Source organism: Bacteroides sp. AM41-16 (genome assembly GCF_003603495.1).
Lineage (GTDB): Bacteria > Bacteroidota > Bacteroidia > Bacteroidales > Bacteroidaceae > Bacteroides > Bacteroides uniformis.
The window spans coordinates 23,910-36,516 of the sequence record NZ_QTNE01000013.1; the positions used below are offsets into that span (position 1 = coordinate 23,910).

6 protein-coding genes are annotated in these 12,607 nt (G+C 45.7%); 4 read left to right on the top strand and 2 right to left on the bottom strand.

Annotated elements, in window-relative coordinates; all coding sequences use genetic code 11:
• The first annotated feature begins 281 nt into the window (after nucleotides 1–281).
• Nucleotides 282–992: a SprT family zinc-dependent metalloprotease gene (locus DW896_RS12455; RefSeq protein ID WP_035447697.1), complete on the top strand. Its 711-nt coding sequence runs from the start codon at nucleotides 282–284 to the stop codon at nucleotides 990–992.
• 314 nt (nucleotides 993–1,306) lie between these two features.
• Here DW896_RS12455 and DW896_RS12460 read toward each other — a convergent pair whose 3' ends face one another.
• Together DW896_RS12460 and DW896_RS12465 are read right to left on the bottom strand one after the other, a co-directional pair.
• Nucleotides 1,307–1,705 carry a hypothetical protein gene (locus DW896_RS12460; RefSeq protein ID WP_005825862.1) on the bottom strand — a complete coding sequence of 133 codons (399 nt, stop codon included), beginning with the start codon at nucleotides 1,703–1,705 and terminating at the stop codon, nucleotides 1,307–1,309.
• Nucleotides 1,706–1,767: 62 nt separating this feature from the next.
• Nucleotides 1,768–5,817 (bottom strand): hybrid sensor histidine kinase/response regulator transcription factor, encoded by a 4,050-nt coding sequence (locus DW896_RS12465; protein WP_119993303.1) that lies wholly within the window; start codon nucleotides 5,815–5,817, stop codon nucleotides 1,768–1,770.
• Nucleotides 5,818–6,076: 259 nt separating this feature from the next.
• On the opposite strand from DW896_RS12465, the gene DW896_RS12470 reads away from it, so the two are divergent.
• Genes DW896_RS12470 through DW896_RS12480 form a run of 3 tightly spaced genes read left to right on the top strand, consistent with a single transcriptional unit; the run spans nucleotide 6,077 to nucleotide 12,574 of the window.
• On the top strand, nucleotides 6,077–7,732 hold the full coding sequence (locus tag DW896_RS12470) for a carboxylesterase/lipase family protein (protein ID WP_117878273.1): 1,656 nt from the start codon (nucleotides 6,077–6,079) through the stop codon (nucleotides 7,730–7,732).
• A 52-nt stretch (nucleotides 7,733–7,784) separates the two neighbouring features.
• The gene (locus DW896_RS12475) at nucleotides 7,785–10,889 is read left to right on the top strand and encodes a TonB-dependent receptor (RefSeq protein WP_117878271.1); all 3,105 of its coding nucleotides are present in this window, start codon (nucleotides 7,785–7,787) and stop codon (nucleotides 10,887–10,889) included.
• A 29-nt stretch (nucleotides 10,890–10,918) separates the two neighbouring features.
• Nucleotides 10,919–12,574 carry a RagB/SusD family nutrient uptake outer membrane protein gene (locus DW896_RS12480; RefSeq protein WP_117878269.1) on the top strand — a complete coding sequence of 552 codons (1,656 nt, stop codon included), beginning with the start codon at nucleotides 10,919–10,921 and terminating at the stop codon, nucleotides 12,572–12,574.
• The last annotated feature ends 33 nt before the right edge of the window (nucleotides 12,575–12,607 follow it).

The window sequence follows — 12,607 nt, forward strand, 5'->3', positions numbered from 1 at the left end:
TTGTTTTTTGTGATTCAGTATTTATTAGTTAGACGTGATCTACCTTGAAAAAGTTGCATATAAAAATGCTTTTTTCAAAGGACGCTCGGTCATCATACTTTAATCAATTATTGTGCCATAAGTGTAAAATGTTGATTATTAAAGGATAGTCGCTTTTGTGTAGTGTTCATTATCGGACACTCCGTCCGCTTTTGTCAGGTATTTGCTTGCGTTTTTGGACGATTCTTTGTTCATTTGCAAAGCCTCTTCCCGCCCCTTTCCTATGGGAGAGGCTTTGATTTATGACAGTAAACCGCATTATAGAAGATAAAGAGCTTGGTCCTTTGTTTGTCCGGGTCAATGCCCGGGCACGGCGCCTCACTTTCCGTACAAAGGAGGACGGAATTTACGTGACTGTGCCTCCCCGGACTTCCCTTGCCGAGATAGAGAATGCCATCGAGCAGCTTCGTCCGCGTCTGAAGGCTGCCATACAGAAGCAGGTCAGAAAGCTGATTGATTTGGATTACCGCATTGATACGGAGTTCTTTAAACTGACATTGGTCAGCGGACAACGGGAACGGTTCTTGTCCCGTTCGGAATTGGGGGAAATGCAGATAATCTGTCCTCCTGATGCCGATTTCTCGGATGAGAAGCTGCAGGCTTGGCTGCGCAATGTAATTGAGGAAGCTTTACGGCGAAATGCGAAAATTGTTCTTCCGCCCCGTCTGTATATGCTTTCCATGCAGCACAACCTTCCTTACAAGAGTGTGAAGATAAATTCCAGCAGCGGGCGTTGGGGAAGCTGTTCGGCACAAGGCAATATCAACCTTTCCTATTATCTGGTACTTCTTCCCAAGCATCTGATAGACTACGTGCTACTGCACGAACTGGCACATACCCGCGAGATGAATCACGGGGAGCGTTTCTGGGATTTGCTCGACCGGATGACTGATGGAAAGGCACAAGCATTGAGAGCGGAGCTTCGGAAATATCAAACGAAAATAAATGGTTAGAGATTAGTATGGACGGTAAGTAGTTCCTTGTTTTACAGACAGTGATACTGCAAAACTACTGCATACCTCTTGCACTGTCACTGCACTCCTTTTGCAGTGCTGCTGCAACACCTTTGCAGTGACACTGCAACTGTTTTGCAGTAACGCTGCAAAAGGAGTGCAGTATCGCTGCAGTGTCACTGCAGGAGTTGTGTAATGTCTTTGCAGTAGCACTGCAAAAGTTATGTGATGTCTTTGTAGTGGCTGTTGGTAAGCCAGGAAAAAGCTTGTTGACTCCGAAATATGAGAGCAAAATGCTTCACAACTTTTTATCCCTAATTTTTTGCCAGCTGCTTCACCTCTTCCCCTTCCTTCTCGAACCGGTATTCGCCCCCTTTTTCGCTTAGCTCAAATAAGGAAAGCTTTTCAGTTGCATTGTTTACAATCATGAGTGCGTTTTGCTCGGCAAAACGTTTCACTTCGATGGTGAAAGGTTCTTCTGCAATGGTGCGGTTCACTAGCAGGCTGTCGTTGATGAATATGGAAGTGGAATCTCCGGCAAATCCTTTCGTCAGTGTGATGGTGTATGTCTCGATGAAGTTGCGTTCTCCTTCTTTCCGTTGTTGCAGCCTCATGCTCATGTAGACAAAGATGACAACTACAAAAATCACGGCGAAAGCAAGGATGCCGTTGCCTATCATAAACTGCTTGTTGGTATTCAGTCGGTGTGCCATGGATAAAAAGGTTTTTTAAGAATGGTACAAATGTAATGAATAAATTTGAACCGACCGGCTTTTTACTTGCTGTATTCGCTCGGCGTCGTCCCAAATTGTTTCTTGAAGCTGGTCGAGAAATGGGACAGTGTACTGAATCCCGTCATGTCCGCTATCTCTGAGATGGTATATTTCCCTTCCTTTATCAATTTGGCGGCACGGTTCAGCTTGTAGGTCTTGAAGAATACGCTGGGGTTCTCACCCGTCAGCCCCTTTACCTTGTAATAGAATTTGGTGCGGGAGATTTTCAGCAGCTCGGTCATGCGCGCCACGTCCAGTTCCGGATTGGAGAGTTCGTTTTCCATCAGGTGGTAAAGTTCGGTCATGAAGGTGTTGTCTTGCGGGGAGAGCACGTTCTCCTCAATCTCATCCGTTTGGGTGGAACGGCTCAGGAGACTGCGCACTTTCTCACGGTTCTTCAGCTGGGATTTGATAAGCGCCAGCAGGTAGTTGGGCTCGAAAGGTTTCGTTACGTAGGCATCTGCACCGGTATTCAGACCTTCCACCTGGTTCTCTACAGTAGCTTTGGCTGTTACCAGTATCACGGGGATGTGGCATAGTTGCAAGTCTTCCTTTATCTGTCGGCAGAGGTCGTAACCGTTTCTTCCGGGCATCACTACATCGCTCAGTACGAGGTCGGGAGCTTCTTCGCTCATGGCTTTGAAGGCGCTGTCGGCATCGAAGCGGCAGACAACTTTGTAGACGGGAGAAAGCAGGGCCTTCAGGTAGTGGCCCACTTCCGTATCATCGTCTACCACCAGCAGGGTTTGCTTTTGTTGCCGGATGCTCTCTGTGTTTTCCAGTTGATACTGTTCTTCCGTTTGTATCGGAAACGCCTTGTTCTGTTCTTCTTCGGGGAGGGTACATTCTTCGGGGGTATAGGAGAGGTCATTCACCGGCAGCAGCAGGGTGAAGACGGCTCCGCTTCCTTCGGTACGGTTACCGGCTTTCAGATAGCCGTGATGCAGCAGCGCCAGGCTGCGGGCATAGTACAAGCCGATGCCGGTTCCCCAGTTATAGGTGCCTTTGGATTGATTGTCCAGTTGGTAGTAGCGTTCGAATACCTTCTCCAACTGTTCCTCGGGGATTCCGTTCCCGCTGTCGGCCACGGCAACTTTGACGTATTGCGTGTCGATGTCTTTGTCGGTCAGCGTAAAGAGACGCGCAGCCTCTTCGCGGGTAATGACGTCGAAGCACAGTTCCACTTTCCCACCGTTCGGAGTGAACTTCAAGGCGTTTGAAAGCAGGTTTCCTACAATCTTGTCCAGCTTGTCCACGTCCAGCCACATGAGGAAAGTATCCTCCAGGCCATAAGTGTTCAGTGCGATGCCTTTCTCGTTGGCGTTGATGCGGAAAATATCTACAAAGCGTTGCAGTTGCGAGATGATGTCAGTCCGTTTCACTCGCAGCTTCAGGGTGTCATTCTCCAGTTTGTTGAAGTCCATCAGCTGGTTCACCAGACGGAGCATGCGCCCCACACTGCGTTGTACGATGTAAAGCAGTTGTTTGTTTTCTCCCTCTATTTTGGGACTTTCGCAAAGTTGTGTTACCGGACCCGAAATCATGGTGAGTGGGGTGCGGAACTCGTGCGAGATGTTGGCAAAGAAACTCATGTTCATGCGGTTCACCCGTTGTTCCTGCTCCTTCTCCTGTTTGGCGCGTCGGGCGGTTTCTTTTTCCTGCTTAATGCGTAGCCAGGCACGGATGAAGATACCGATGATGGCGGCGGCAATAAGCAGATAGATACACCATGCCCACCACGTTTGCCAAGGGGCGGGCTTTACGATGACGCGTATGGAATTCTCCCTTTCTACAATGCTCTTGTCGTTATTGGTTATTTTAACTTTGAAGGTGTAGGTACCGGCAGGCAGATTGGCATAGTAGGCCTCGCGGTTGTTGCGGGCATCAATCCAATATTTGTCGAAACCGTCCATCTTGTAATAATAATGTACGCGTTCATATTCGCAGTAGTCCAGTGCGGCAAAGGAGATGCTGAAACCATTCTGATTGTGGTCCAGGCAGATGTCCGGTCGGTAGGAGAGGTGCTTGTCTATACTTTCGCTGTCTTGTGGGCGTGCCAACCGGTTGTGTATCTTCAAATCCTCGAAGAGCAGTGGAATTTCCCGTTTGGTACTTACGTCCATAGGGTTGAAGAAAGTCAGCCCGTGCGTACCGCCAAAAACAAGTGTCCCGTCGGGCAGGCGGCATGAAGAACGGTCGTAAAACTGATTGCCGCCTATGCCGTCGGCGGCATAGTAGTTGGTAAATTTCCCTACGGTGCGGTCATATTTGCCCAGCCCGTATTGTGTGCCTGCCCATATATTGCCTTGTGCATCTTCCTCAATGCAAGAGATGTCCCGGCAGGGTGTACCCTCTATGGTCTCGATTTTTCCGGTGGCGGCAGAATAGTGCAGCAGTCCGTTGCTGACGGTTCCAATCCATACATCTCCACGACTGTCTTCGAAGATGTCGGTAGGGATGAATACTGAACGTTGGATACAAGCTTGCCAGTCGGTGTTCTCGAATGGTACTTCAGCGCTTTCCCAATTGTCGGGATTGATTTGCATGACTGGGGTCATGAAGGCAGTGGCCCACATCTTTCCGTTGTTGAGTGGAAGGAGTCCGGGTATGAAGGTTCCCGTCCAGGAAAATACTTTTGTTTGGACAAATTCTTTTTCTTCACGCTTTTTGGCGTAAAGTTTGGGGCTGTGTGTACCCACCCAAATTGTTCCACGGCTATCTTGTGCAAACGACAGTGGTAGGAAGATGTCATGAATAGCCTCTGTCTTCAATATGCCGTTTTTATAGCTGCATTTCATCACCTTGCTCGCATAGAGGACCGCCAGCCAGATGTAGCCCTCATCATCTACGAATACGCGTGTGATGTCCGGTTTGTCGGTAGCGCTTTTTCCCGGAAGTCCAGCCGAGTCCACTTCTTTCACTGCGTGGCTGTCCATGTTGTAAACGTACAGCCCGTCTATCATGGTGGCCATCCAGAGATTTCGCTCCTTGTCCACTGCCACGGACAGCACTGACTTTCGGTTCAGGTATGAGCTGAGATGATTATTGGTGTTGAAACGTTCTTTATAGTTGTAACGCACGACATAGCCTTGGTCTACAGAGCCTATCCACAGGTTTTTCTGTGAGTCGGTAAACATGGTGCTTATCTTGAAGTGAGGCACTTCGAAGGGAAAACCGTTTTCGCTCTGATGTATCACGTATCCTTCCACGTAGTTGTAGAGAAACATTCCTTGTTGGTCGGTATTCAGCAACAAGCTGTTGCTGCCGTAAGGGTGGATGTAATTGACGTTGGCATGCAGCAGCGGATGGCTCCGGAGGGCTTGGGGTGTTTCCTTGAACTTGTGCGTATGTGTGTCGAACAATGTTATCTGGCGGTTTCCCGCCAGCCATAGGATTCCGTTAGCCTGCATGAAGAAGTAGGTGGGAGAAAAGCCCTGCATTGGAATGGAGTCTTCCAGTGCCAGTGTGGAGGAGTTGTAGCGGCGCAGAGACAGCGGGGTCACTGCCCACAGTTTGTTGCTCTGGTCTATGAAGCAGCGGTTGTTGAAGGTATAGTTCGGGTCGAATATCTTGATGGGTACGTCAAATTTATGTGTTTGCGGATTATATACGGCAAGGTTGTGCATCATGTTCAGAAAAATCTTTCCGTCTTTGTTTTCAAGTATCTGGATGCCGTTCTTGTTGGGGAAGTCCAGTGGGATATTTTGGAAATTATCTTTGTCCGTGTATAGGCTGGTTCCATTTACGGTGACTACCCACAACCGGCCTTGTGAATCGCGGAAGAGGTCGTTGATTTGATTATCGGGTATATCCAGTGAGTCATCCGTACAGTAATACTGATGATATTCATGTACATTATATTTGTTCACCCCTCGTGAAGTTCCTATCCAAATGTGTCCTTGTGCATCTTCGGCAAAGGCGGTGACCTTCTGGTTGGAGAGGTCATTGGTGATGACCGGGCTTTCGATGCTGCCTTCCGGTGCGGTCTTTGTGTCCGACGGGTTGCATGCGGTGATTAAACACAATAGAAGTAGGTATTTAATGTATTTCATAATATATAGTGTAGACTAAAAGCATTGGCATGTCATCCATTTGTTTTGTTCAACGAATCTCTGCATTACGATGCGAAAATACTCATAAAAATTGAGAGAGAGACTGCCGGAGAGCATGTTTTGAACAAATCTGCAAACATTTGAACATTGGAGAAAGCTGTTTTGAACATCGGGGAAAGCCGTTTGGATAACGTAGAAAATCCTTCTGGGGAGAATGTGCTAATATTGCAATCATAAAAACATAAAACTAATACATAATATGAAAAAGCAATTCTTGTCAGTGTTAGCATTCACCGCCATCCTACTTTCCTCGTGCGGAGGGACAGCTAAAATAGAGAAAGCATCTGCTTGTGGGCAGGAGGGGGAGATTACGGCTTCTTCGGCAACCGCCATTGCCGAGACCGAATCAGGAAAAGTAGCCGGATATGTGGAAAATGGTATCTATATATATAAAGGTATCCCATATGCCAAAGCCGAACGTTTTATGCCGCCCGTGGCCGCTGATAAATGGGAAGGCGTCCGCAGCAGCCGTGCCTATGGCCCTACTTGTCCGCAAGGCAAGCGCATGGGATGGTACAGCGACGAACAGGCGTTTGCCTTCAACTGGGATGACGGTTATCCTGACGAGAATTGTCTGCGGGTGAATATCTGGACACCGGGACTGAAAGACGGGAAGAAACGCCCCGTCATGGTGTGGCTGCATGGTGGAGGTTATTCCGCCGGCAGTGGTCAGGAGCTTCCCTCGTATGACGGAACAAATCTGGCAAAGAAAGGGGATGCAGTGGTTGTGACGCTGAATCATCGTCTCAACGTCCTGGGTTTTCTCGACCTTTCCGCCTATGGCGATAAATATGCAAAATCGGGCAATGCCGGACTGCTTGACTTGGTGGCGGCACTGCAATGGGTGAATAAGAATATAGAATCTTTTGGCGGAGATGCCCGGAATGTTACCATTTTCGGTCAGTCCGGTGGGGGAGGCAAGGTCTCTACGTTGCTTGCCACACCGTCGGCGAGAGGCTTGTTCCATAAAGCCATTGTACAAAGCGGATCTATGCTTCGTACGATGGAGCAAAAGTATTCTCGTCGCATTGGCAGTGCGGTTATGGAGGAGCTGGGACTGAATGCTTCGCAGATAGATGAATTACAGAAAGTACCTTACGACAAATTGCTTGCCGCAGGCGAAAAGGCCGTTGCCAAAATGCGTGTAGAGGCTGATAAAGAAGGAGTGGCTTCTTTTATCTTTGGCTGGGCTCCCACGGTAGATGGCGATGTGCTGCCAGCACAGCCTTTCGACCCTCAGGCTCCGGTGCAAAGCAAGGACATTCCGGTGATGATAGGCACTACCCTGCACGAGTTTACCGCAAGCACTTACTTCCCGCCTTTGCGGAGCATGACGAAGGAGCAGGTTGTGGAGCAGATTAAAAAGAAATATGGTGAACGTACGGATGATTTTCTGAAAGCTTTTGAGCAGGCCTACCCCGGTTATCAGCCCAAGGACCTGGTGGATGTGGACTTCATTTTCCGCCCCGGCGCAGTGGAGCAGGCCAAACTGAAGTCGGCACAGCAAGGTGCACCGGTCTATATGTATATGTTTGCTTGGGAATCGCCCGTGATGGACGGAATACTCCGCAGCACGCATTGTATGGAGATTCCTTTTGTGTTCAACAATGTCGTGCGCCATGCTTCGATGACCGGAGGCGGAAAGGCGGCACAAGTGCTGGCGGACAAGATGAGCAGTGCGTGGCTGAACTTTGCCCGTACGGGGAATCCCAATACTGAAGGTTTGCCCGAGTGGGAACCTTATACAGCTGATAAGGGAGCAACGATGATTTTCGATAATGATTGTGGCATGAAGTACAATCATGACAAGGAACTGCTTGAGGTGGTGATGACCTTTCCGGTGCGTGGATTCTGACATTTTTTTAAGAGCCCTTTTTATTATTAACATAAATCTAATATTTAATCAAATGAAACAAAATCTGAAACAAACAGCTCGGGAGAGATTTGCGGCTATGACACTCTTCCTATTGATTTGTCTCCCTTTCAGTCTGGTACAAGCTCAGACGGTGAAGGTGAATGGTAGAGTTACTGATGACCTGAACGAACCGATGATTGGCGTGAGTATCGTTGAGAAAGGTACTGCCAACGGTTGTATTACCGACATTGATGGTAACTATACTCTGAATGTGAAGCAAGGGGCTACCCTTGTGTATTCTTATATCGGCTATGTCGCTCTTGAACGGAAAGCCGTAGCGGGAGTAATGAACATCATCTTAAAAGAAGACGCTCAGGCATTGGACGAAGTAGTTGTAGTGGGATATGGTGTACAGAAGAAAAGTTCAGTGACGGGTGCCATCTCGCAGGTGAAGTCCGAGGATATCCAGAATCGTTCTATAACCCGTGCCGAAGAAGCCTTACAAGGCAAGACGGCCGGGGTACAGCTGGTGTCTACTACTTCTCAGCCGGGTTCATCACCTACTATCCGTATCCGTGGTTTCTCTTCCAATGGAACATCTGACCCCTTGTATGTAGTGGATGGACTTATCGTCAACGATTTAAGCTCTATCGACCCTAATAATATCAAGAGTATGGAGGTATTGAAGGATGCCGCTTCGGCAGCCATCTATGGTGCCCAGGCTGGTAATGGTGTTGTATTGATTACGACCAAAAGTGGAAGTCAGGGTACTAGTAGTATCTCTTACGATTTCCAGTATTCTATCAACAGCCTAGCACGTCGTCCTGAATTGTTGAATTCTCAGGAGTACCTTACACAGATGAAGGAAGCTGACCCTACTTTTACTGACGTTAATATTCGAGAGTTGATAAGCAATGGTGTATGGGATGGAGTGTCGTCAACAGATTGGTATGATGTGGCATTTAATGCTTCTCCTGCTTCCCGTCATACAGTCACCTTTCAAGGTGCCAATGACAAAGGCTCATATTTCTTGTCACTTAATAATTTGTATGATAATGGTATCATTCGTGAGGACCGTGATACCTACAAGCGCCTTTCTGTCATGCTGAATGCTGACTACAAGATCAAGCCTTGGCTGAAAGTGGGTACTACTGCCAATTATGCCAATTATACGAGCAAAGCCATCAGTGATGGTAGTGGTGGAACTTCTTATGTAAGTATGATAGCTACTGTTATGACCTTGGCTCCTTACATTGCTGATACTTATCCGGCTGACGCTTTGCCCACACAGATGCAAGCACAGATAGCTAATGGTTTTACACTTTTACAGAATGCCAATGGTGATTATTACAGCTGTTTGGGCACAATGGAACAAGTACATCCGATGGTGGCTATCCGTATGAACGACAAGAAGAATACGGGCAACAGCCTGATGGGTACCCTATATGCCAATTTTACTCCGATTAAGGATTTAGTGTTCACCACTCGTTTGGGTTATCGTATTGCCACGGATAATACTTACACTCACAACAATTTGTATTATGGTTCTGCCTCAGCTTCAAATAAAGACAGAAACGGCGTAACTCGCACCAGCTTATCTACTACTTATTACCAATGGGAGAACTTTGTCAACTATAATACCACCTTGTTGGATACACATAATATCTCTGCCATGTTGGGTATGTCTTATTCGCAGTCTGACCAGATTTATGTGTCTGCTGGTGTAGACAAGATAGCCAAAGATAACCTTTTGTATGCGGATGTGGACTGGCCGGCCGGCGATGCGGTAAAAAGTACCGGTGGACATAATTATATTTACCGCAAACTGTCTTACTTTGGTCGTGTGGGTTATGACTATAAGAACCGCTACATGGCTCAGTTTGCCATGCGTGCTGACGCTGCTGATGCTTCTGTATTGCCTCCGACGAATCGCTGGGGATACTTTCCTTCTGCTTCGGTGGGATGGACTATATCCAATGAAGACTTTTTTGCAGAGAACAATCACACTCCTATTACATTTCTGAAAGTGAGGAGCAGTTGGGGACAGAATGGTAGTACAAGTAATCTGAGTGGGTATAAATATTCTAATGCCTTGATTACGAATGCAGCTGGGTATCCTTTCAGCAATAGTAAAATAAATTATATGACATCTGCTCAGCCTTCCCAACTTTATAATCCTGATTTGAAGTGGGAAACTTCTGAGCAATTGAATATTGGTCTTGACCTTCGCGCTTTCAAGGACCGCTTTTCTTTGAGTATGGATTGGTATAAGAAGAAAACGAAAGATTTGATTGTATCTAACATTATTATTCCGTATGAGGCAGGAAATTCTGCTGCTCCTATGAATGCTGGTAATGTAGTAAATGAAGGTTTTGAGCTGGAAGCTTCTTGGCGCGATAATATTGGAGATTTTAGCTATTCGGTTTCAGGAAACATCGCTACGTTGAAGAATGAAGTTACTTACCTTGATCCACACGTTAGTGGTGGACGTATTGAAGGAAGTACTACAATGGCTTCCAATGGTTCATTCTCTGCTTTTGAGGAAGGTTTTCCGGTATGGTATTTCCGTGGTTATCAAGTAGACCATTTGAATGAAAACGGTGATCCCGTATTCAGAGATAATGATGGTAATGGTTCTATCAATGCCAATGACAAGGCTATGATTGGCAAACCAATGCCGGATTTTACTTATGGTCTTACGTTGACAGCCAGCTACAAAAACTTTGACTTGTCGGTATTTGGTAATGGTTCGGTAGGTAATGATGTGTTTATGTCCTACAGCTATAACCGGATTCTGTATTCGTTGAAAGAGATGTACGATCAGCGTTGGACGCCACAAAATCTTTCTGCCAAATATGCTCGTCCGCAACTGACGAATGCGGATAAATACGGTTTGTCTGATGCTTATGTTTTCGATGGCTCTTATTTCCGTATCAAGCAAATTCAGTTGGGATATACCTTCCCAAAACAATGGACAAAGAAAATCATGATAGACAACTTACGTGTCTATGCATCTTTGGATAACTTTTTCTTGTTTACCAAATATCCTGGACTCGATCCTGAAGTGTCTTCTACTACCACAAGTGGTATGGGGGTAGACTATGGTAACTATCCGACAACAAAAAAGGTAGTATTTGGATTATCGGTAACATTTTAATATATAACCTTTTGAATATTAATAAACTTATGAAAAGAGAAATATTATTGGGATTAATGGCAGGTGTGATCTCGTTTACATCTTGCGACGTTGACTTATTGGACATTCCACAGCAAGGTGTGACAAATGAAGAGGCTTTTTATAAAACTGACCAGGATTGTGAAGAGGCTATTGCTGCCGTTTATCGTTCGTGGCGTACGGCTTTCTCCGGAGGTCATAGAGGAGCTTCGCAATATGCCAACGGCTTTTTCGTGAAGAATCTTTTGGCAGATGATTTTAATACAGGAGGTTCACGATCAGACCAGACTTATGCACAGGAAATATTTGAAAGTGCAGCCATGCCTACTAATGGCTGGATAGAGACTTATTATAAGGATCTGTATACTACGATCTATTTATGTAACCTGGTGATAGAAAAATTCAATTCAGAGGACAGTGTCATTAAAGCTCGCAATATTGCTGAAGCTAAGTTCTATCGTGCGCTTTGCTATTTTGAACTGACTACTCTTTGGGGTAATCCTCCTTTGGTAGATAGGGTGTTGAAGAATTCGGAAGAATATAAAGTGTCTAATTCTACACGTGAAAAATTGTGGGAGTTTATTGAAACAGATTTGACGGAAGCTATTAATTCCGGTGTGCTTACTTCGAAAACTAGTGTGGATGATAAGGATGGATGTACCCGTGCTACTTTGGAAGCAGCCAAGACATTATTGGGCAAGTCTTACTTATACCAACAAAAATTTACTGATGCTAAAAGTCTGTTCAAGGATGTTATTGGTTCTGGTAAGTATGATTTGGAAGACGATATCAATATTTTCTATCATACAGCAGGAAATGGAAGTAAGGAATATGTATTGGAGTGTACCCGTCATTATGATACTGCTAATATGTATGCACAAGGTGGCTGGTATGGTATTTTGGCTAACTGGGCGTTTGGTTATGGGTTTATAGCAGGTCCGGAATCGTCCTCTCATTTTAGATTTAATGCAACCAGTGGCTATAGTTATTTCAATCCTACTAAATCGTTGTATGAGGCTTATGTAGCAGAAGAAGGAGTGGATGGGTATCGTGTAAGTAGCTGGATTCGTACCTTTGAACAAGTTGTAGGAATGAACATTGGTATAAATTCTACAGCAAATAGATATGGCAATGAGGGCTATTTCCGTTTGAAATGGTTGGCAAGCTTAGATGACGAAAATGTGTCATATTGGTGCGGTAATCAGAGCTGTACACCGGTTATTCGCTATGCTGATGTCTTGCTGATGATGGCAGAATGCTGTATTCAAACAAACGATCCTGATGCCGATATTTATCTGAATAAAGTACGTACAAGAGCTCAATTGCCTTCTAAGTCAAATGTTACGATGGATGACTTAAAGCTGGAACGTCGGTTAGAACTTGCTATGGAAGCAGTGCGTTTCCAAGACTTGATACGTTGGGGAGATGCACCTATTGTGTTGGCTGATAAAGGTAAGAAATTGCCAAACTTCCTTATAGTTCCTAAAGAAGGAAATGATTTGACTACTGCTAAAGGTATATATAATGCTCAGTATGATACTTCTGTATCTTATACAGAGAATGAAAGAGAATTGGCAGGTTGGACACCTAATCGTGATGAATTACTGCCATATCCGGAAAATGAGATTGAGGTAAATCCTAATATTGTTCAAAACCCGGGATATTGATGTGGATTGATGATATAGCCTCTCTCTTTTTGC

Excerpts from the sequence above, each read along its gene's own strand:
- DW896_RS12455 (WP_035447697.1), top strand. The coding sequence starts at position 282 with ATGACAGTAAACCGCATTATAGAAGATAAAGAGCTTGGTCCTTTGTTT.
- DW896_RS12470 (WP_117878273.1), top strand. The coding sequence starts at position 6,077 with ATGAAAAAGCAATTCTTGTCAGTGTTAGCATTCACCGCCATCCTACTT.
- DW896_RS12475 (WP_117878271.1), top strand. The coding sequence starts at position 7,785 with ATGAAACAAAATCTGAAACAAACAGCTCGGGAGAGATTTGCGGCTATG.
- DW896_RS12460 (WP_005825862.1), bottom strand. The coding sequence starts at position 1,705 with ATGGCACACCGACTGAATACCAACAAGCAGTTTATGATAGGCAACGGC.
- DW896_RS12480 (WP_117878269.1), top strand. The coding sequence starts at position 10,919 with ATGAAAAGAGAAATATTATTGGGATTAATGGCAGGTGTGATCTCGTTT.
- DW896_RS12465 (WP_119993303.1), bottom strand. The coding sequence starts at position 5,817 with ATGAAATACATTAAATACCTACTTCTATTGTGTTTAATCACCGCATGC.